Source organism: Parabacteroides sp. 20_3 (assembly GCF_964238835.1).
In the GTDB taxonomy this organism is placed as follows: Bacteria; Bacteroidota; Bacteroidia; order Bacteroidales; family Tannerellaceae; genus Parabacteroides; species Parabacteroides distasonis.
This window is the reverse complement of sequence record NZ_CAXSNO010000007.1, coordinates 279,871-303,277: the sequence shown is the minus strand read 5'-3', so window position 1 is coordinate 303,277 and position 23,407 is coordinate 279,871. Positions and strand designations below refer to the sequence as shown.

15 protein-coding genes are annotated in these 23,407 nt (G+C 40.5%); 4 read left to right on the top strand and 11 right to left on the bottom strand.

What is annotated here, in order from left to right:
- Positions 1–335: 335 nt before the first annotated feature.
- The 3 genes from ACESPU_RS15940 to ACESPU_RS15930 all read left to right on the top strand — a co-directional run bounded on the left by ACESPU_RS15940 (position 336) and on the right by ACESPU_RS15930 (position 4,582).
- On the top strand, positions 336–2,597 hold the full coding sequence (locus ACESPU_RS15940; protein ID WP_057326898.1) for a bifunctional alpha,alpha-trehalose-phosphate synthase (UDP-forming)/trehalose-phosphatase: 2,262 nt from the start codon (positions 336–338) through the stop codon (positions 2,595–2,597).
- A 5-nt stretch (positions 2,598–2,602) separates the two neighbouring features.
- A complete protein-coding gene (locus ACESPU_RS15935; RefSeq protein WP_094582226.1) occupies positions 2,603–4,390 on the top strand; it encodes a glycoside hydrolase family 15 protein in 1,788 nt (595 codons plus the stop codon).
- Between the two features lie 69 nt (positions 4,391–4,459).
- Entirely contained in the window at positions 4,460–4,582 is a 123-nt protein-coding gene (locus ACESPU_RS15930) for a hypothetical protein (RefSeq protein WP_258990553.1), read from the top strand.
- 361 nt (positions 4,583–4,943) lie between these two features.
- Here ACESPU_RS15930 and ACESPU_RS15925 read toward each other — a convergent pair whose 3' ends face one another.
- The 11 genes from ACESPU_RS15925 to ACESPU_RS15875 form a co-directional block, all read right to left on the bottom strand.
- Positions 4,944–5,594 carry a CatB-related O-acetyltransferase gene (locus tag ACESPU_RS15925; RefSeq protein WP_158532345.1) on the bottom strand — a complete coding sequence of 217 codons (651 nt, stop codon included), beginning with the start codon at positions 5,592–5,594 and terminating at the stop codon, positions 4,944–4,946.
- 13 nt (positions 5,595–5,607) lie between these two features.
- Positions 5,608–6,900, bottom strand: coding sequence for an MATE family efflux transporter (locus ACESPU_RS15920; RefSeq protein WP_217775680.1), 1,293 nt, complete (start codon positions 6,898–6,900; stop codon positions 5,608–5,610).
- 745 nt (positions 6,901–7,645) lie between these two features.
- Entirely contained in the window at positions 7,646–9,148 is a 1,503-nt protein-coding gene (locus tag ACESPU_RS15915; RefSeq protein WP_094582220.1) for a glutamine synthetase family protein, read from the bottom strand.
- An 18-nt stretch (positions 9,149–9,166) separates the two neighbouring features.
- Positions 9,167–10,117, bottom strand: a complete 951-nt coding sequence (locus ACESPU_RS15910) for a glycerophosphodiester phosphodiesterase family protein (protein WP_217773664.1) — start codon at positions 10,115–10,117, stop codon at positions 9,167–9,169.
- 80 nt (positions 10,118–10,197) lie between these two features.
- Entirely contained in the window at positions 10,198–11,793 is a 1,596-nt protein-coding gene (locus tag ACESPU_RS15905; RefSeq protein ID WP_373133503.1) for a sulfatase, read from the bottom strand.
- Between the two features lie 47 nt (positions 11,794–11,840).
- On the bottom strand, positions 11,841–13,313 hold the full coding sequence (locus tag ACESPU_RS15900; protein WP_227154278.1) for a sulfatase: 1,473 nt from the start codon (positions 13,311–13,313) through the stop codon (positions 11,841–11,843).
- A 219-nt stretch (positions 13,314–13,532) separates the two neighbouring features.
- On the bottom strand, positions 13,533–15,080 hold the full coding sequence (locus ACESPU_RS15895; protein ID WP_158532348.1) for a sulfatase: 1,548 nt from the start codon (positions 15,078–15,080) through the stop codon (positions 13,533–13,535).
- Positions 15,081–15,131: 51 nt separating this feature from the next.
- Positions 15,132–16,616 (bottom strand): RagB/SusD family nutrient uptake outer membrane protein, encoded by a 1,485-nt coding sequence (locus ACESPU_RS15890; RefSeq protein ID WP_158532349.1) that lies wholly within the window; start codon positions 16,614–16,616, stop codon positions 15,132–15,134.
- Between the two features lie 18 nt (positions 16,617–16,634).
- Positions 16,635–19,940, bottom strand: a complete 3,306-nt coding sequence (locus tag ACESPU_RS15885) for a TonB-dependent receptor (protein WP_158532389.1) — start codon at positions 19,938–19,940, stop codon at positions 16,635–16,637.
- Positions 19,941–20,190: 250 nt separating this feature from the next.
- Positions 20,191–21,036, bottom strand: coding sequence for a FecR family protein (locus ACESPU_RS15880; protein WP_158532350.1), 846 nt, complete (start codon positions 21,034–21,036; stop codon positions 20,191–20,193).
- Positions 21,037–21,271: 235 nt separating this feature from the next.
- The gene (locus tag ACESPU_RS15875) at positions 21,272–21,868 is read right to left on the bottom strand and encodes an RNA polymerase sigma factor (RefSeq protein WP_122380443.1); all 597 of its coding nucleotides are present in this window, start codon (positions 21,866–21,868) and stop codon (positions 21,272–21,274) included.
- 268 nt (positions 21,869–22,136) lie between these two features.
- Here ACESPU_RS15875 and ACESPU_RS15870 point away from each other — a divergent pair, with 268 nt between their 5' ends.
- Positions 22,137–23,396 carry a putative DNA modification/repair radical SAM protein gene (locus tag ACESPU_RS15870; RefSeq protein WP_122380444.1) on the top strand — a complete coding sequence of 420 codons (1,260 nt, stop codon included), beginning with the start codon at positions 22,137–22,139 and terminating at the stop codon, positions 23,394–23,396.
- The last annotated feature ends 11 nt before the right edge of the window (positions 23,397–23,407 follow it).

The window sequence follows — 23,407 nt, the reverse complement described above, 5'->3', positions numbered from 1 at the left end:
AATAAAAAATACCATTTTGTTTCTTTGTTGTTCTACATTGTTTCTTATAGCAGACAACCGAAGATGAATATTAATGATACTTTCTTCGGAAATCTAAACTGATAAAGATAATGCCAAAATCAGACCAATTTAAGAATAATAAACATAAATCACTATATATCAATTGATTAAAAATATCAATTCTAAATTGAAAGTAAAAAAAACCAACTAAAATGAAAAACACTTTTTCATTTTGGTAATATTACTTAGGCTTCCCTATTTACAAACATCTGTTTATCAATGACAAATACAAATTGGTATGGATTTTGCTTTGTGTTGTATATAATATTTCAAATATGAGATTATTTATCATTTCGAATAGGTTGCCTGTAAAAGTTACACGTTCCTCCGATGGAAAATTTGTTTTTTCACGGAGCGAAGGAGGGCTGGCTACAGGTTTGAAGTCATTGGACGTTGATTGTGAAAAACATTGGATCGGTTGGCCTGGCGTCTGCGTAGAACAAAAGACGGAAAAAGATGACATTTGCAGTCAATTGGAAAAAAATAATTATCATCCGGTATTCTTATCCGACAGGCAGTATGAAAATTACTACGAAGGATATAGCAACAGTACCCTATGGCCCCTCTGTCATTACTTTTTTGCTTATACGTTATATAAAAAGAACTTTTGGGAATCATATAGGGAAGTCAATGCTGTTTTTTGTGAAGAGATATCGCGGATAGTTGAACCTAATGATTGGGTTTGGGTACAGGACTATCAGTTAATGCTGTTGCCGGGCATGCTCCGTGAGAAGTTTCCCAACCTTCATATCGGGTATTTCCACCATATTCCGTTTCCTTCACATGAACTTTTCCGGATTCTGCCCGAAAGGGTCGAGATCCTGAACGGACTTTTGGGAGCCGACTTTGTCGCTTTTCACATTCACGATTATATGCGTCATTTCATCAGTGCGACGGAACGCGTCCTTCATAAGAATTTCAATCTGGATGAAGTTCAAATGAATGATCGTGTAACCCGTGTGGATGCATTACCGATGGGGATAAACTATGATCTTTATCACAATGTGATAGCTGATGACAAAGTCCACCACGCAGTAGAGAAAACACGACTTCTATTTGGAGATCATAAGTTAATCATATCGGTAGACCGACTGGATTACAGCAAAGGAATATTGCACCGTCTTTACGGATTCGCCTCTTTTTTGAAAAATCATCCGGAATATCACGGGAAAGTGACATTGGCGATGGTTATCGTCCCCTCTCGCGACCATGTAGGCAGTTATGCCGAATTGAAAACCAAAATAGACGAGGAGATCGGTTCTATCAATGGAACTTACTCTACCATGAATTGGACTCCGGTATGTTATTTTTATCACGGTTTCTCTTTTGAGGAATTAGTAGCGATGTATTATGTTGCCGATATAGCCTTGGTAACCCCTTTGCGCGATGGTATGAATCTTGTGGCAAAAGAGTATGTCGCTACCAAACAAGATAATCCGGGGGTACTCATTTTAAGTGAAATGGCCGGTGCTTCGGTTGAATTGTCTGATGCTTTATTGATTAATCCAAACGACACGGACCAGATCGAACAAGCCATTTGCCGTGCATTGAAAATGCCATTGGAGGAACAAAAAGAAAGGCTTCAGCGGATGCAAGCCATCCTTTCGGTTCAAACCGTAAACAAATGGGCTGCGGATTTCATGAGAGAATGGCGGCAGACCGCAGAGAAAAACAAACGATTACAAAAGAAAAAGATCTCCGCACAAGACCAGAACGAAATCAAAACATTATATGACCAAGCGAAAAAGCGCTTGATTTTGCTGGATTACGACGGAACATTAACTGCATTCAAAAATCATCCGGAAGATGCAGTTCCAACACCTGCATTACGAGACCTGTTACAGCGTTTTTGTTCCGACCCTCGGAATCATGTAACCATTAATAGCGGGCGGGACCACTATACATTGGAGAAATGGCTGGGAGATCTTCCTCTGTCTTTTGCCGCCGAGCATGGTGCATTTTACAAGGAAAAAGGCGCATGGCATAAAAACATAGGCAATCGAGAGTGGGATTCGGAGCTATTGTTTATTCTAAATTTGTTTGTAAGCAAAACCCCGTACTCTCATCTTGAGACAAAAGAAGCTGCTCTTGCCTGGCATTATAGAGAATCGGACGCCTGGCTGGGAGAGCTGAGAGCGCAACAGCTAACAAAGGCTATAATGCCTGTTTGCCTGAAAAAGGGATTACAAATCATGCAGGGCAACAAAGTCGTGGAAATAAAATCTCCAGAATGCACAAAAGGTTCGGAAGTAGATCGCCTATTATTGGCTTCCCGCTATGATTTTATACTAGCAATGGGAGATGACACGACGGATGAGGATATGTTTCGGGCTCTTCCAGTATCCGCCATAACAGTTAAAGTTGGAATTGTATCTGAAAAAGCCAAATACAATCTGTCCTCGCAGGAAGAAGTATTGCCTTTTTTGGAAGAATTGTCGGGTGAAGGTGTTAGTTACGGAACGACTTCCAAAAGCATAAAAGGTCAACTGAAAGCCACCGTTGATTTTTTTAAAGGATTGTGGACAAATAAAAAATAATTTTTATGGACAAGTTAAATTACGGAGTAATAGGAAATTGCTGCACTGCGGCTTTGATTTCGGATAAAGGCAGTATAGATTGGTTATGTTTCCCTAACTTCGACTCACCTTCCATCTTTGCATCATTGCTCGATCGGGAGAAAGGGGGATATTTCGGCTTCGAGGTTTCTCCGGATTATCAAATATCGCAATCGTATGTTCCTCATACAAATATTCTTTCGACCAACTTCGTATCAGAAGAAAATGAATTTGCCGTTGTAGATTTCATGCCTTGTTACCATCTGAGCGATGCGAGCAATTGTTATCGTCCGGCAGAGATCTACCGATATATCCGCAGAATCAAAGGTACTCCCCGTTTTAAAATCAACTATGAGCCGGCTCCGGACTATGCCCGTGGAAAGACAATTTTCAACACGACCTCGGAATATATAGAGACCTACTCTACTTCTAACAGCAAAGATAGGCAATATCTTTATTCCTCACTACCTTTGCACAACATCTTGGAACAGAAAGAAATCGTACTGGCTAAGGACGAGTTCTTGCTACTTTCATATAACGAGAAAGTAATACCCGTCAACATTGAGCGTGAGAAACTGGAATACTGCCGGACGCTGGTTTATTGGTTGAATTGGACTGACCGAACCAAGAAGTTTACGGTCTATAACGATATCATTGAGCGAAGTCTCCTAGTTTTAAAATTGATGTCTTTTTATAATGGAGCCGTATTGGCGGCCATAACAACTAGCCTACCGGAAACGATCGGAGAAGTCCGTAACTGGGATTATCGTTTTTGTTGGCTGCGCGACGCCTCCATGTCCATTGAAACTTTGTTCCAGATAGGCCATGTGGAAGCCGCAAGGCGGTTCATGAGATTTGTCCAGTCTACTTTTGTTTCTCAACACGATACTTACCAGATCATGTACGGTATTCGCGGAGAAAGAAAATTGACGGAAGTTATTCTGGGACATCTTTCCGGTTATAAGAACTCACGACCCGTTCGGATCGGTAATGATGCTTACCACCAGCTTCAAAATGACTCGTTCGGCTATTTAATGGACCTGATCTACCAATACTATCGTTTGATGCCCGGTACATTGGACGAGGTGGAAGATATGTGGGAAATGGTAAAAAGTATCCTGACGAATGTGATGATTGACTGGAAAAAACCAGACAAAGGCATTTGGGAGATTAGAGGAGAAGGACAGCATTTTGTTTCCTCCAAAGTTATGTGCTGGGTCGCATTAGACAGGGGAGCTCGTATTGCAGATTTATTAAACAAACCGACATACCGGAGACGTTGGTCGGAAGAAGCGACCGTAATCAAAGAAAATGTCATGAAAAACGGTTGGAAAGAAGAGATGCAAAGTTTCTCGCAAACCTACGGTAATTCCGACCTTGATGCGTCCTTGTTGTTAATGGAACCGTACGGATTTATCGATCCGAGAGACATACGCTACCATAAAACAGTGCAAGCGATAAAGAATGCGTTACTTTATAAAGGGTTGATGTACCGTTATAAATCTCATGATGATTTCGGACTTCCCTCTTCCGCCTTTACTATTTGTACGTTCTGGCTCATCCGTGCTCTTTATGTCATTGGAGAAAAAGAAGAAGCACGTAGTCTGTTTGAGGAAATGCTTCATAATTCAAATCACTTGGGACTTTTCAGTGAAGACATTGATTTTGAAACCAAGGAGCAACTGGGGAATTTTCCTCAAGCATATTCCCATTTGGCACTAGTCAATACCGCTATATTGTTTTCGGAAGAGGACATACGACTGTTTTTTAAATAAACCTTCTGTATCTCTTTCATTTTGATAATAAATGCGACTACAATAGGTTGGCTTCTAAAGAAATTGGGATTGGCAGAGATACCGTCCTCCAAGCTTCTTTTGGATTATAGCGTAAAAGAACAGTTGTACGAAGGTACGGAAAAATACCTAAAAGATTTGAAACAGAAGGAAGCGTTGGAAGCAACAGACTAGAGTATTGTCGAACAGTTCCTACCTCAAAAAGAAATATATCCGGAAATGCCTGTCCGTACCAAAGACGTAATGGCAGACATACGCCTACGAATCTTGGATAGAGAACGCTCGCTCTATTGGAACCTATACACAAACGGTGTCATTTCATCCGGGACACAAAGACGTTTAAATGCCGCAGTTGATGAACAATACGATCAAGACGGAAAGAAACCTCTATGCGCCCGAGGCGATATTTTTGAATTCTGTGAGGAACCTTCATGGATAATCAGTATGAAGTTTTTCTCTCGTTTTTTCCAAAAATGGGCAGATATTTACTATCAAGACAGAATTATTTTAGGATACGATTTGGCAAGGGGATTGATCATAGCCCAGAAAATATGTCATCCTCAATAGATAATAACTCATCTAAATCACCATTCATAATGTATGGTAAACACTGGCGAATCTTGTCTATAGGCCAATCCCACCATTTCAACATCAGCAATCGTTTTATTACATCCGTATCAAAACGCTTCCGAATTTCTCTCGCAGGAGTTCCCCCTACTATTGTATAAGGGGGGACATCTTTTGTAACAACTGCACGTGCTGCGATAATAGCCCCGTTTCCAACATGGACTCCAGACATAATCACGGCTTCATAGCCAATCCAAACATCGTCACCAATTATAATATCTCCTTTATTATCCCATGCCGACACCACATTCGACTTTTCTAAATTCCACTCCTCATAAAACAAAGGAAATGTATAGGTAGATAAAGAGTTTAACGTGTGATTAGCGCAATTGAACAAAAACCTTGTTCCACAAGCAATAGAGCAGAATTTACCTATTACTAACCTCTCCTTATGGATGGGATAATGATAAAGGACATTATTCTTTTCGAATAGCAAAGGATCATTTACAAAATCATTATAAATTGTATAGTCACCAACCACTATTTGAGGATCTTGTATAATGGTATTTAGATATACGGTTTGTTTATCTCCCGTACGTGGATATATTTTAGTCATCATCTTTCTTCGTTTTTTAGTAATATTTCTTTTTCAAATAAAAAATAGATTGTGTAGCCAACAGAATTACAAAGACGTATTCCGCTGTTAAATAGATTGCGAGAGGGGCTTGCGTGTAGCGACATAACCAATAAAGGTAAACCAAATATATGGCTGTTGTCGTAACTTGAAAAAGGAAAGTCATTTGTGTCTTTCCTGTTCCTCCGACAGCATTCAAATATACATAACCCGGTAAAGCGAAAGTGTAATTCAACAACATTACAACAAAAGGGGCAAAAGCTAACTGTATCAATAGTTCATTACTCGTATAAAAACCAATAATCCATCGATTACACAATAAAGCAATCGCAACCAAGGGAAATCCTATGGCATAACCTAATTTCAGAATTTTACTACAGATTGAAAATAGTGTCTTCCCTTCTCCCGCACCAATCGCATTACTGACTAATGAGCCTGTTGTAAGCGCAAAAGAATTCGCTATCACAAAAAATATAGCCGATACGCTCCGGGTTATATTGGAAATCGCTAACTCTATTTTTCCCAAATGTTCAATTGAAACGAAAAACAAGAACCAAGGGGCTACACTAATAAACGCATGAAGCATACTCCATATTGATAACTTCAAGACTTTTATAAGTAAATTACCATTATAGACCGGCCTTAACCCATATTTTTCTTTATCCAATCGTATCCACATATAGAAGGAAAGCATCATAAAGGAGCCCATCTCTGCCAAAGAAGAGGCAATTGCCGCCCCCGAGATTCCTAATTCCCTAGTGAATATCAAATAAAAATTTAAAGGAATATTGATTAATACCGCTATGGCAGCAGCCCAAGATAGAGCTTTTGTATGCGTTATCCCCACTAAAAAAGAACGTATCGCTAAAAATGGGAATGAAAACAACAATCCAAAGCTACGCCAATCCAAGTATAGGATTACCGCTCGATAAATATCCGAGGAAACGATCAGCTTCTTTAATATAAATGGGGAAACCGTATGAATGAGAAGGTAAAGAAAGATAGCCAATCCCAAAAGGAAAAATAAGCCTTGAAAAAAGGTCTTGCCGGTTTCCTTGTAATCTTGCTCTCTATTCCTTCGAGCTACCATTACTTGCAACCCAATGCTAAATCCAAAACCAAGCATATAAATCGCCAAATAATAAATTCCGGCGATAGCGGACGCTCCTAATTCTATCTCTCCAACGTGGCCTAAGAAAACAGCATCCGTAATATTGATTAATTGTTCCATTAAGATACTCATCATTACAGGAAAGTTGATGAGCCATATTTGTTTATATGTATAATTCATTGCTCAACTGTATAATAGTGCGATACAACATACCGCTTTTATGCGGTATGTTATTTCGTAATCCATAAAATAAAAGGATATAAAATCTCCGTGACAAATAAAGCTGTATTTGTCAAATAGCTGAATAGCTTTATTGGATAGGGCTATTCGTTGAGCGTAGCTATATACAGAGTTTCATAAAAGATGAATATTTTTGTGTTTCTAAATCTTAATGCAAATATAAGGAAAAAAGCAATCAATCAAGTAATACAAGGAAAAAACTATACTTCAAAAGTAAGTTAACTTCATGAGGCAAGTAAGTTAACTTCATTTTGCTAGGATATAATGTCCAATGTTTAACATACCTATTCACGGGTTTCGGACTGATCCGATTATATTAATAGGGCTAAAAGAAAAAACGGCTAAATAGACGTCTCTATCCAACCGTTCAAAAGATCTTCGCGATAATCTTTTGTGCTCACAGTCAAGGTTAAACTCGAAAAACATATAACTTCAAAATGAATTTATAACATCATTTTGTTTTGATGTTGGCAAAGGTAAGCCTTTATTTGTAAATAACAATTTTTTATCATGTTTTTTTACTATTATATCTTTTTTTTCTTCTCTAGAATATTTTCGTTTTAATTTATGGCCTCTCTTGTGCTCGGATATTCAAAAAAACGCAATGGAAAGTTCAAGAAATGAAAGCAGGGCATAAAAAGGGTGTGTCATGACACACCCTCTTGTGAAACCATAAAAAAGATTTTCAGCCACAATGGAAATAAGTATTGACCAGCTTCAACATCTCTTCCGGATTATTCTCTAGGTCCTTGCGTAAAGAAGCGTCATCATAAGATTCCAGTTTACGGATGATGCCGTCTATCATACTCGGACTAAATACGTTATATTTTTCAAAAACAGCACGCTGTTGTCTTAAACGGGCGGCTGAGGCTGCGCAACTGTCTGGGAGTTGATCCAATGTCTTTAGGCGATCTTGATTCTCTTCCTTATGAATATTCACGTTTACATAAGTCTTCTCAGCGATCTCCAAAGCATCGTCGATCTCAAAACCATGGCGGCACGCAACTGCCAATCCTGCCAATAATTGGTATAAATCAGCGGAGCCATCCGGTGAGCGCATCTCGACCGTTTGCTTTTGGCTCGTATCATAATGGCTGGCAGGTTCCAATGGGTTCGCCAAAGCACACATGTCCGTTTTTGCGGCCCAACCTAGCGGAACACGAACTAAAACTGAACGATTCCGATCTCCCCAACAAATATTCGTAGGTGCTTCTTGGTGTGGAACCAAGCGGAAATATGAGGTTGGGTTCGTATTTCCAAAAGCCGTAATAGAGGAAGCTAAGCACATCATTCCAGCGATAGCCTTACGGGCGGTTTCGGATAAGATACCATTCGCTAACATCTGATTCTTGCCATCTTTCATGATACGCATATGGACATGCAGACCGGAACCTGCTTTTCCCACCGTAATTTTCGGAGCGAAAGTGATGTTATATCCATATTCATGCGCTAGATTGCGGATCGCCCATTTAGCGATCATCAATTGATCCGCTGCATTTTCCGCAGGACATGGTAAGAACTCGATCTCATTTTGCTCATAGATCAAACCATTTAACGTAAAGTTACCAACTTCCGAATGACCATATTTAATTTGTCCCCCGGCTTGCGCTATGCAGTGCATGCACTCCGTCCGGAACTCATTGAACTTAGCGTAAGGAGCGGATTCATGATAACCTTTTTGGTCGGTAGCAGGGAAAACGCCTTCATCCGGTGCGATTACGTAATATTCTAATTCACCCATTGCCTCAAATTCCATTCCCGTCACCTCATGAAAAGCCTTACAAGCTTTATGCAAGGTATATTCCGGGGAACTTTCTAAGGGTTCTCCATCCTTATTGAAGAATGAGCAAAGCATGGTAAGCGTAGGTAATTCCGCAAACGGATCCTCGAAAGCCGTACGGAAACGGGGCACCACATACAGGTCACTACTTCCCGCCTCGATAAACGAGAAAAGACTAGAGCCATCCACACGCTCACCGCAAGTCAAGATCGCATCCAGATAGGCCGCATTGTTGATTACAAAGTTTAGTGTTTTCAAACGTCCGTCGCCCGCGGGATACATAAAATTAACCATCTGGATATCGTTTCCATAAATGTAGCGGATAATGTCCTCTTTCGTAAACCCGGACGCAGGCTTCCCACAAAACTTCTCTAATTTGTTGGGAGTCATTTCTAGTTCTTTGTTCATGTCTTATATTGATTATGTTTATAGTGTAGAGAAAAACTTCCCTTTGGAACTGTCAACCGGAATCAAGCTAGAGATCGCTTCCGCAACTTCTATAGGCCGGTCAGACTCTATGATGTCCACGCCTTGACGGATGATCATACGGTATGCTTCAGCACGACTTTCGGGTGTGGATAGTTTATCGTCGGAAGGGGCGGTAGAGATCATGCACATGACACCTCTTTCATGTAACATATCGATTACCTCACGGACTTCGGGGGTAATCTTCGGACCTACGTAAGCCATGATATGGCTCCAAGGTATACCGTTATCCTCATAGTCTTGAACCGCTTCTTTCGTTTTCACGAAAGCCTCAAACATGAAATTCGGATTTTTCTCGTAAAAGAAACGAGCCGAGGCACCATCATGAACCGTAATCATTACATAAGGTTCCGCTTGCATATCGGTAATCAACTGAGCGGTGCGCTCCATAGGAACATCCTTCTTATCAAGGATTAGGATTGTTTTTCCACGGGCCCAACGAATCGCTTCCTCTAAAGTCGGGATACGATAGTTTGTGATATTTCCTTCGGGATCCTTCAAACGGAAATTTTGCAATTCTTCCCAAGTGTAATCAGAAACTTTCCCGGTCCCATTACTGGTACGCTCCAGTGTATCATCGTGGAAAAGGACGATAACACTATCTTTGGTTAACCTCGGATCTATCTCGAACGTGGCAGGCGTATAAGAGAGGGTATTTTCAAAGGTTTCCATACTGTTCTCAGGATAACCTTTTCCCCGTCCGCCTCGGTGTCCGCTAATTAAAGGAATTCGGTCATCGGCATATTGGTAAAAAGATATCAAATCATCTACATTTGATATCTGTAGCGTATTCATTCCGTTGTATTCAAGCTCCTCCTTGGGTGTGTTCAATACGCAAGAACCACAAAGTAGGGCCAGCATTAAAAATCTGGCGGATAAATTGAGTTTCATTTCACGATCGTATTTTAGGTGAATGATTCTTTCTATCCGCCAAACTTACACAAAATAAATGATTTTACAGAGTTAGCACCTTAATATTCGTCAACTTTCTGGTCTACACGGAACTTATCCAAACGTGCTTGCAGGCGAGTTTGGATATCAGCATATTCCGGATTATCGTATAAATTATTCAGCTCATTCGGATCACTTTGCAAATCGTAAAGCTCATTGCAATTAATCGCGTCATTATGTTCATTCTTCTCTCCATAGAAATGAATCAATTTATAACGACTGTCACGTACGCCATCGTGGCGACGTACCATATGGATCGCAGGATAATCATAATAATGATAATATAGATACTCACGCCAATCTCTTGGTGTCTCGCCTCCAAACAAGGGGACTAAAGAAGTTCCTACCATATAATCAGGTTTCTCGATACCGGCTATATCCAGATAAGTCGGGGCATAGTCAATGTTCTGTACTAAGGCCGTACATTCACTTCCCGCCTTGATTTTAGCAGGATAACGGATAATCAACGGCGTACGGAAAGATTCCTCATACATGAAACGTTTGTCGAACCAGCCATGTTCACCCATGTAAAAACCTTGATCCGAGGTATAAACGATCACGGTATTATCCATAAGCCCTTCTTTTTCCAAATAGGCGATCAAACGCCCCACCTCATCATCAATAGATTTGATGCAACGTACGTAATCCTTGATATAACGTTGATATTTCCATTTAACCAAATCCTCGCCTTTCAGGTTCTCGTTAATGAATTTTTCGTTGCGGGGCTTATAAGAAGCGATCCAAGCTTCCCGTTGTTCCGGGGTCATACGATCCAAAGAGGCCTGCCAACCACCAATATTCCATTCCTTTTTATAAGCCTCCTTCTCTTTAAGCTCATCTACCTTCAAATCATAAACCAAAGTCATATTTTTGTCTATACTCATCTCTTGTGTACGTGCGGCATCGCAACGAGTGGCATAATTATCATTGAAAGTATCTGGATATGGGAACTCTACATCCTCATATAAATCCATATATTTTGTATCCGGCATCCAGTTACGATGTGGAGCCTTATGATGAACCAGCAGGCAGAAAGGCTTATCCTTATCCCTCTCTTCCAAAAACTCGATAGCGTGATCGGTCGTAAGGGTCGTCGCATACCCCTCTTCTTTTACATACTTGCCATTCGATTCTTTGCTTTTAAACTCCGGATTATAATAATCTCCTTGATCCCATAACACATGATAATAGTCAAAACCTTTCGGCTCACATTGCATATGCCATTTACCGACAACACCTGTCTGATAACCGTGCTGTTGTAAGATTTCAGAGAAGAATACTTTTGTCGTATCAATACCTTTTCCTAACTGTCTTTGTCCGTTTTGGTGACTGTAAAGACCGGTCATCAAACAAGCACGGCTAGGAGTAGACAGAGAATTCTCTACGAAAGCTTGCCGGAACAACATTCCTTCCGCAGCCAAACGATCTAAATTTGGTGTAGGAGCCAATTTACCTAGCGCATGTCCATAAGCGCTAATAGTTTGATACGAATGATCATCCGTCATGATATGGATGATATTGAGCGGCTTCTCTGCCACTTCTTTTTGCCCGACTCCACATGCGGAGAACAAAAGGGCAGGGGCTAATATAGCTCCATAATTAATCGCATTCTTCATGTATTCAAAATTTTAAAATTACACAAACGTACAAAAAACAGAAATTATCACCAATAATACTTCCGGGCTATCTCAGCCATAGTCGGATATTTACTATCCTCATCGTCATATTGTTGTTTCAATTCCAACAGTTTTGTCTTCAACTCTTTAATCAACGCCTTTTTCGATGGGTCGTTATACAGGTTCTTCATTTCCATTGGATCCTCTTTCAAGTCATACAATTCCCATTCGGGAGTTCTGGACTCATTCTTGGTCCCGGTCATTCCCAACGACTCTCCATAATAGAATATCAATTTATAGCGATCCGTACGGATGCCATAGTTGGCTGTCACGTTATGGTCGTTATCCGCATTCATCCAATAGCGGTAATACATAGCCTGTCTCCAATTAGCTGGGGGCTCATTCCTTAAATTCGAGCGGAAACTTTCTCCCTGCATTTGGCTAGGCTTGTCCACTCCGGCATAATCCAAAAATAGAGGAGCGAAATCGATATTCAATGTTATATCCTTATTATCCGTGCCGGGTTTGATTTCTTTCGGATAACGGATAACAAACGGCATACGCAAGCATTCCTCATACATCAATCGTTTATCAAACCAACCATGTTCCCCCAAAAAGAATCCTTGGTCTCCGGTATAGATGACAACCGTGTTTTCCGCCAATCCTTGCTCATCCAAATAGTTCAAGATACGCCCTACGTTCTCATCAATACCAGCGATACAGCGCAAATAATCTTTAATATACAATTGATAAGCCCAATGGCGCAACTCATCACGGCTCATGTCCGTAGGTATATCCGTTTTCACATCCGTCTGCCTCAAATGCTCCATGCTCATCCGTAGCAACTCCGCATACTCTCCCTTGCCCTCATATGTGTCCAATAAGTTCTCCGGCTCCGGGATCGTTACATCTTTCAATAAATCCTTGAAACGCTCGGCGGGTGTCCACGGTCTGTGAGGAGCCTTGAAATGGCACATCATAAAGAAAGGCTTGCTCTTATCTCGATTTTCCATGTATTTGATAGCCTCACTTCCTATCACGTCGGTAGAATGCCCTTTATACACTTTACCCGTTCGGGGATTCGCATGCGGATCATTCCCCCATGTACCTTTTTCTATAAGCATCGGGTCATTATAACGGCCCTGTCCGGGCAAGACATTGTAATAATCAAAACCTGTAGGTTCCGCATGCAAATGCCATTTACCGAATATAGCGGTTTGATATCCTGCTTGCTGCAAGCATTTCGCTACATTCGGATGATCCGGATCTAATGGATCTTGCAAAGTATATACACCATTCTTTTGGCTATATTGTCCTGTGATAATCGCTCCACGGCTCGGGGTACTGATTGAGTTCGTCACAAAACAATTCCTCAATATTGCGCCCTCATGCGCTATTCGATCAATATTCGGAGTTGGTAAAATATTAGACAATATACCTCCATAAGCGCTAACAGCCTGCGATGCATGGTCGTCAGACATGATATAAATGATATTCGGAGTCCTATCATTCTGTGCCATGGCTGTTTGAACAGCACTAAAGTCATATAGACAAATGCTTGATAATAAAATGTATTTGTATTTCATGATATTTATATTGATTTATTATAGCCAAACATCTAACTAATAAACTTTCAAAAGATTTGCAAATCTATTAATAAAAAGGGGAATGTCATAATCCTCGCTTCCATAACGAACTATAGATTTTGGCATTCCCTCTTAAGTCATACTTTCTACAAATCAATAATACCCTTGATTCCTATGATCTGTGTGAGGTTTCACTGTCCGCTTCAATGGGATATTCATTCCGTCTGTAGATTCTAGCCAATCATAAATTTGAGCATTCAGTTGTTTGATAGTCTCTTTATATTCAGGTTCCGCAATCAGGTTCGTAGTTTCATACGGATCATTTTGCAAATCATAGAACTCATTCGTATCCCAAACCCCATGATAACGGATATACTTATAACGATCAGTACGGATACCATGCATCGTTGGTGTCTGCGGAAATTCATATTCCCAGTAATACTCATAGAAAATATGGTCTCTCCAATTCACCTTCTCTCCCTTAAGCAAGGGCAGGAAAGAATATCCCACCATCTGCTCGGCCTTTTCCAAACCCGCACAAGCCATAATCGTAGGAGCGACATCCACATTTTGTACCATATTCTCTATCACCTTACCTCCCTCAAACATACTGGGGCAACGAACCAACATAGGAACTCGCACAGATTCCTCGTAGAACTGTCTCTTGTCGATCAATCCATGTTCTCCCCACGCAAAGCCATTATCACCCATGTAAATAACCAACGTGTTATCATCTAATCCTGCTTCTTTCAGATAATCCAAGACAGAACCGATACTTTCATCCACAGAACGCAAGGTCTCACAATATTTACGAACTTGAACATCCCAAGGACGGCCATGGTAGGAATAGTCCACCCCATGCCAACTTTCTCTTTGACTTTTCACCCAATCCGGAGCCATTTTTTCTCCATAATACTCTTTTCCAAACGCAGCCTTTCCTGTTTTCTTATCAATAGTCGGCAACTCTTTAATGCCATAATGAGGCGTATTGAAGTTCGGAGGCAATACCAATTCCTTATCTTTATAACAATCCTTATGGCGCTTTGCGGCTGAAAAATTGTCGTGCACACCCTTATGAGACAAATAGACAAAGAACGGTTTATCCGCTTGTTTTTGTTCCTTCATGAATTGGATCGCATGGTCGGTCAAGAGATCCGTAACATAGGTGCTGTCTTTATACTGTATCCATTCCCCATTTACATTTATGCCGGGATTATAATATTCCCCCTGCCCTTTGAATCCTTCCCAATGATCAAATCCAGGCTGAGGAGCTCCCGAGTCATTTCCCATGTGCCATTTTCCAAAGAAAGCAGTTTTATATCCGCTTTCTTGCAAATATTGAGGGAAAAATACCAGCCCTTCCGGAAGCGGAGCGGAATTATCTACCACCTTATGGCTATGCGAATACATACCGGTCAAGATAGAAGCCCGGCTGGGAGAAGAAAGAGAAGTTGTGACGAATGCATTTTTGATATGCGCTCCTTCCTTGGCCATCCGATCCATATTAGGAGTTTCCAGCCAAGGGATCGTATGCATGAATCCCATATAGTCATATCGATGATCGTCCGAAAGAATAAAGACAACATTTAATGGCTTCGTTTTTTTTGAAGTATTGTCTGCTTCCTGATTTTTAGGCTGGCAGGCCAAGCATTGACTTACGATAGTCAATGATAACAAGGTATTATTGATATTTGTATTCATATTGATAAAAGTTGAGGAGCTGTAAGTTTTACAGCTCCAATTAACATTTTATTACCAACCCGGATTTTGTGTTAGTTCAGGATTCAAATCCAATTCCCGTTGAGGAATCGGCATGAGGATCATGTGATCCTTTATATTACTAGCAATATCCGTCTTATTCTTTTCGGCAACTTTCGCTTCGTATGCGCTATGCTCTTTCATCCGTTTTATGAATGTACCTGTACGTACGAGGTCGAACCAACGATGTCCTTCTATCGGAAATTCCAAAAAGCGCTCGTTTAGTATCGCCTCCCGAAATGCGTCTTTGGACAAGCCCGAATAATTACCGGAAGAATCGCCAAATGCACGTTCTCGAACACGGTTAAGAACTTGGTGGGCCTTCGCTGACTCTCCGATTTCATTTAAAGCCTCAGCATACATAAGCAAAGCATCTGAATAACGGATGATATGCATGTTGATTTCACAGAATTTAATAGCAGTTATACCTTCTTGCCAATACTTCCCAAATAAAGGGATACTAGATATTAACTCTTTCCCATTTTGCGGGTTTGTATAATGAGTTCTTAGATTTACTGCTTTTCGCTTGTCATTTTCATTATACTTATCATTTAATTCCATTGTCGGGATATCAGCTTCATTAGATCCATTAACACCGACAGGTTCAGGAATAGAATATTTCGGTCCAATCATACTCATCTCATCATTTTTAGGAAACGGATCTTGTTTATATTCTATATAAAGCACGGCTTCTTTTCCTGCTTCAGTTTCCAAGTTCCAATTGTCACCATAGTTCACATGTAAGCCATATCCATAAGCACCTTCTTGTTCAACAACCTCTGCCAGTTTTTCCTTCGCTTTGGAATAATCACCTTTCGTCAAATACACCTTTCCTGCTAAAATCTTGGCAGCACCTTTTGTCGCACGCCCAATATCCGTAGTCCCATATTCCAAGGGATAAGGAAGGGCATTTTCCGCATCTGTCAAATCAGATAGAATCTGTTCATAGATCTGTTCTTTCGCAACTCTTGGTCCCATAGCATCATCTATTGTCTCTAATTGAGTCACCAAAGGAACATCTCCAAAAAAGCGGACTAAATTGAAATAATAAAGAGCACGCAAGAATTTCGCCTCTGCTATAAATCTTTTTTGCAAATCAGGGTTCATGGTAACTGATGGAATATTATTAACAGCTGCATTCGCTTTCATTATACCCATATAGTTGTTTTGCCACATATCTCTAATAAAAGTATTTTCTGGAGTGTGACGTAAGAATTCCAAATTCTGCAAAAAAGCATTAGGCATACCCAAGCCATTTTTCATCCCATCGCATGTAAGATCGCATAACATATACATATGTCGATTATAGATACTATGGAGCTGTTGATAAGTTGCATCAACTGCCGCTTGAGCATCTTTCTGGTTCGAATAGAAATTATCCACAACCAATCTATCTATTGGTTTTTCATCCAAAAAAGAACATTGTATATTGAATAATGAGAACATAAATATACAACTAAACATTATGACTTTTTTCATGATAATACAATTTAACTATTACTTAATATCAAGTTTTACACCAAACATGAATGTACGAGATTGAGGATAACCGCCGAAATCTTCGCCTGCCTCAAGTGTTGAGGCTCCTCTATAACTAACTTCCGGATCATATCCTCTGTACTTCGTCCATGTCAATAGGTTTTGTCCTGTTACATATAAACGTAGGCCTTGAATATGTTTCATGTTTATCTTAGGGAAACTATAAGACAATGAGAGAGTTTTTAGTTTCAAATAAGAACCATCTTCTATAAATCGATCACTTGCCAATATGGCTCTGTTTGTTGTCGCCTTTGGATAGATATTACTCGGATTCTCCGGAGTCCAGCGATTTACCATGTCTGCGTAAGCATTTTGTCCACCTGTTGGATTCTCCAATTCCATGGCATTGTAATTAAGAATCTTATTCCCATAGGAATATTGCAAGAATACATTAAGTTCAAAACCCTTATAAGCAAACGTATTCGTTAATCCTCCGAAAAATTTAGGATTAGCATCTCCTAATATTTCTCGGTCATTAGCGGCATCAACCTTCCCATCGCCATTTAAATCCTTATATCTACGCAAACCAACCCCAATTGGAGAAGCTGAAGAGGTTTGTTGCTTACACTCTTCCTCATTTTGGAAAATGCCATCAAAACGATATCCATAGAAAACACCTATAGGTTCACCAGCAATTAAGCGGCGTACAGAACCCGTTTTTATATGTCCATCACCTTCTGCCATCTCCTTATAGTCTTCTCCTCCTAATTCAAGCACTTTATTTCTATTAAAAGATATATTAAATGCGGTTGTCCAGCTAAAAGGACCTGTTAAATTATCACTTTCTATAGATAATTCATATCCTTGATTTTCTATACTCCCTATATTTTTCAACATGGTTTGATATCCGGATGTAGCAGGAACAGCGACACTATACAGTAAGTCGGTTGTTTTTTTCTTATAATAGTCTGTCGTAATACGTAATCTATTATTGAATAAACCAAGATCTAAACCAATATCAAATTGTCCGGTACGTTCCCATTTCAGATCAGGATTAGGAATCTTATTGGGGAAGAAACCAGATACAAGTTGATTGCCTAAAATCCAATTACTTGTCCCTAACGTAGCCAAAGATTCATATACTCCAATCTCCGTATTTCCTGTAAAACCATAGCTAGCTCTTAACTTCAGGTTGGAAATTGTCTCTTTTACTGGCTCCATAAAAGCTTCTTCTGATATACGCCATCCAGCAGACGCGGAAGGAAAGAAACCATATTTATTGTTTGCCCCAAAACGAGAGGAACCATCAACACGGGCATTCACGGAGAATAAATACTTATGCTTCAATGTATAATTAACACGTGCTAAATACGACATCAAACTCCATTGCATGGCGTTGGATTCAGGTTTGTTATAAACCGAGCCGGCACCTAAATTGTTATATTCCATTACATCATTCACGAAATTGGAGGATGAGGCCATTACATATTCCGTATTGTTTTTTTGCATCGTAAAACCTCCAAGTAAATTCAAATCATGATCTTCCGCAAATGTTTTATTCCAAGTCAATGTGTTTTCATTTAGCCAATTTATACTTTTGTTTATTCCTATTTGAGCGGTTGCGGTTCCATTTGCTTGATAAATAGTGGACGGTGTATATCGGTTTGTTTTGTGGTACATAATATCAGTACCTAGAGAAACCTTTAAGCGAAGATCCGGGATAATCTCCCATTGCGCATAAATATCTCCAAGTAAACGAGAAGTCGCATTGTTGAATTTTCGTTCTTTTGCGGTCGCAACTGGATTTGGAACTAATATGCCTGGAACATTAACTTGAGTATACGCACCTGTTAACTCATCCTCATACACAGGTTGTATCGGATTCATTCTTAGCGCACCGGAAATGGTACCATCTTCTCCTCCTGTGTCTGTCGCTACGGAATTACTAATTGTATGGCTGGCGGTCATGTGTGTTCCCACGCTAAAATTCTTGAATATTTTACGATCTAAATTCAGGCGTATGGAATAACGCTTGAAATCAGAGTTGATGACAATTCCCTTCTGATCTGAGTAATTGCCCGATATTGCATATTGTGTCTTCTCGTCACCACCCGAAAAACTTAATTGATATGTTTGCGTACTTCCTCCACGAAATATCTCGTCTTGCCAATCCGTCCCATTACCAATCTTTGCGATCTCAGATAAAGCCGTAGCATCATAATAGGGTTTTAATCCATCATTTGTATAAGCCTCATTCACTAATTTCGCATAATCTTGCGCATTCATGACATCTATCTTCTTGGATACGTTTGATATTCCAAAACTTGCCTCAAAAGAGATAATATCCCGTCCCTTTTTACCGCTTTTCGTTGTAATCAACACGACACCATTTGCCGCACGTGCTCCATAGATCGCCGTGGCGGCGGCATCTTTCAAGATCTCTATAGACTCAATATCTGATGGGTTTACAGTAGATAGACCACTCATCTGTGTCTTACCCCCCGTATTACCGAAACCACTACCACTATAAACAGGGAAACCATCGATAACATATAGAGGCTCGTTTCCTCCTTGCAAAGAACTACTGCCACGTACCCGGATAGAAGCTACGGCTCCCGGCATACCAGAGGTTTGTATTACTTGCACACCAGAGGCACGCCCTACCAAGCCTTGATCGATAGAAGTCATGGGCGTTTGCTGTAATTCCGCTGTTTTAACAGAGGATACAGAACCAGTCAAATCACTCTTCTTCACAGAACCGTAGCCAATGACAACAACCTCATCAATATTTTGGGTATCCTCTGTTAGTTGGATTTTAAGGGAATGTTGTTTACCAATTTTCACCTCTTTGGTCATATAGCCAATATAGGATATCAAAAGTATATCCTTTTCCGATGCGTCTAAACTGAAACGTCCGTCCATATCGGATATGCTACCCGTAGAGGAACCTTTTACGACGACATTAGCGCCAATGATAGGTATGTTCGCTTGATCGGTAATGATACCTGTGATCTTACCATCCTGCTGGTTCATCCGAGGCCGTTCATTTTTCTTGTAGATTATGATATGTTTATCATCAATCGTATAAGACAAGCCTTGTTTATCAAGAATACCATGCAATATTTGGTTGATGCTTTGTCTATCTGCCTTCACAGAGATTTTCTCATTGAGATTAATCTCATCATTCTTGTACCAGAAGGAGTATTCACTTTGATGTTTGATCTCTTCAAGCGCCTCCGAGATAGTAACATTGTGCAGATTCAATGATATTTCCGCTACTTGAGAGTAACCCGTTTTTGCGGATGCGCAAAATAAGCTGAGCATACATAGTACAACAGATAGTCTCATGATGTTATATGTTTTTTTTAGGTTAACATTAGGCATATAATGCCTTGTGTGTGAAATAAATTTCATACTTTTGCAATGATTTAAAGTTTTTAATTGTGTTGCGATAATTAAGACTTGAGTCTTTAGAAACGGAAGATGTTGGTAGCATTTTCCGTTTTGTTTTTCTCTCTTCTCTCTTTTTTCTATTTCATAGGCATATCGATTTAATGTTTATAACTCATTTGATTTATTTTTTCGAGATCGTGATTTGATCCCCTTCTATCTCATATCTTATAGGTCGATTAGCGGTCATGACTCGGAGTATTTGGTCTATGTTCTCTCCTCGTACGAAATCACCGGTAAAAGCTGCGTTCCTCAAATCATTCCCGAGGATCTGTATCCTCACGTTGAAACTCCTTTCCAGTTGCTTAGCGATTTTCTCTAGTGGATAGTTGGTGAAATAGAATTTACCACAAATCCACGAAGTATAACTTTGCAATCTCACTTCTCTCTTGATAAAGCGATGTGAGGCTTTCATATATTTTATTTGCTGTCCCGGCATTATCTGGATGAGATTTTTAGTGTCAAGTCCGACACCGACTTTCCCTTCCGCTAAAGTCACCTCTATATTATCATCGTCATCATAGGCCTTCACATTAAACTTCGTTCCTAATACTTTCACCTTAACATTTTCAGCGCTAACGATAAAGGGATGCTCCTTGTCGTGCGATACCTCGAAGAATGCCTCACCGTTCACCTTTACCTCCCTCTGCCCGGAGACGAAAGCTGCCGGATAACTCAATGTCGTACCGGCATTGAGGATCACTTTCGTGCCGTCAGACAGGACTACGGAGGATCGCATTCCCATCGGATTCACCATCTCTATCATTTGGCTGTTCAGTTTCTTGTAACCTTCATGGAAAGAGATATAATTGGAGATGCCGAACAAAAGCGTGACGGAGGCGGCGACCGCAGATATTCTCAACCAAAACCTTCTGCGCAAGCTGCGTTCGATACGGTTGTTGACCTCAAGGAAGATATCTTCCCTCATTTCGTCACCCATTTGCTTTATGATCTCTTTTCTTGTCTCCATATTTCGTCTTTCTTATAATAAGGAGTAAGGATCGGTGAAATTCGTTTAAAGAGAAAGACATTTTTTTTAAAATGTTTGAAATATGTCCTAGATGCATAAAACATCCAAATAATTGTCGTGTAGAAAGTCATTTTCACCTAGTATTACTCCCTTCTGTGTAGAATATATACTTTAAGTGCTATAGGATATATACTTCAAGTGCTTTGGAATATATACTTCATTGGCTAATTTGATTTTATTGGAAAATGGATATTAATATGAAAACAAACGAAATATCAGGAAAATCCGATTTCAACCGTTTTATTAACTTCTCCACCGCAATCTTCATTTGCACTCGGACCGTACTCTCTTGGATGGATAGGATTTTAGCGACCTCCTTGGTACTTAATCCTTCCTCACGGATCATCAAGAATATTAGGCGACATTTTTCGGGAAGCTCATCAATTGCTAGATTAAGAAGTTCCCGCATTTCTTGCGATTCCAACATACCCTCAGGAGTAGCTTCTTCCTCTGGTTCAAATGAGCATAACTGATCCATCTGGATTTTATTGACACTATTGCTTCTTGAAATATGACGAAGCGCTTCGTTGCGTACCGTTATATACAAGTAAGTATCTATATTGTCTATCTCTTTTAAGCGTGCTTTTGATTTCCAAATGGAAAAGAACACGTCGGACACGACCTCCTTGCAAGCCTCTTTCTCTCCAAGGCAATAATACGCAAAACGGAATACCTGATCGTAATACAAATTATAAAAGCGCTCAAATGCCCCTCTGCCGTCTGAAGAAACAGAGGATAACAAGTTCATAATATTTTGTTTAGATACTTTCATGCCCTTTTATACTTAGAGAAAAAGCGGGTTGTCGCCTACACTTCGTAAGGTATCGCCAGAGACCTATGCACACGTAGACAAGCAACCCGCAGATATAGCGAGGGCTTGTGCCTTGTGTGCTGTTAAAACTGGCGATTTCAACGAAGTAAGGCACTTCCAAAATTTTCACGATACAAATATAAGGTTTTTATCACATTTAAATCTCTTTAAAGCGTACTATTGATTTCTGTGAGATCATTATCTTTGTACGAAACATATCGGTGAAATTATGGACGAGAAAGTGCTCGAGAAATTGAAAATCTTGGCCGAGTCGGCAAAATATGACGTATCCTGCGCTTCCAGCGGAACCTCCCGTTCGCATAAGAGCGGGGCTATAGGAAGTGCCGCGGGATGGGGCATTTGCCATAGTTTCGCTGAGGACGGACGGTGCATCTCGCTTTTAAAGATCATGCTGACGAATTATTGTATGTATGATTGCGCCTACTGCATCAACCGGCGAAGTAATGATTTGCCGAGGGCTACACTCTCCGTTACCGAGTTGGTGAATCTTACGATCGAGTTTTACCGGCGTAATTACATTGAAGGATTGTTTTTAAGTTCCGGCGTGGTCCGAAACCCGGATTACACGATGGAACGGTTGGTGAGAGCCATCAAGGATTTGCGTCTCGTACATCACTTCAATGGATACATACATATGAAGAGTATCCCCGGAGCCAGCCAAGAATTGGTAAATGAGGCTGGGCTTTACGCCGATCGTTTAAGCGTGAATATAGAGATCCCGAATGAGGCGAGCTTGCAGACTTTAGCTCCGGAAAAGGATTTTAAAAGCGTATTTGCCCCTATGCGTTATATCCAACAAGGCGTATTACAAAGCGCCGAGGAACGCAAGCGTTTCCGGTATGCCCCACGATTCGCTCCCGCCGGGCAAAGCACGCAGATGATCGTTGGCGCTACGGCGGATACCGACAAGGATATACTTCGTCTATCATCGGCCTTATATCAGAGACCTACGATGAAGCGTGTTTACTATTCGGGATTCATTCCGGTAAATGCGTATGATAACCGTCTTCCGGCACTTACCACGCCTCCGCTGGTCCGTGAGAATCGTTTATATCAAGCGGATTGGTTATTGCGTTTTTATCAATTCAAGGTAGATGAGATTGTCAATGACGCATATCCGGATCTGGATCTAGACGTGGACCCGAAGTTGGCTTGGGCCCTGCGGCATCCGGAAGTCTTTCCGGTAGATATCAATAAAGCGGATTACGAGATGCTTCTTCGAGTTCCGGGAATTGGCGTGAAATCGGCAAAGATCATAATCGTTTCCCGGCGTTACGCTAATCTCGGTTCAGAGCAGTTGAAGAAAATAGGAGTGGTCATGAAAAAGGCTAGCTATTTTATTACTTGCCGGGAACTCCCGACGCAGACCGTGAATGAGGTCAGCCCTGAAACCGTCCGGCAACTATTGACGAGAAAGAGCGGAAAGAAAGTAGACGATCGGCAGCTTATACTGCCTTTTATAGATTAACGCCTGTTTTA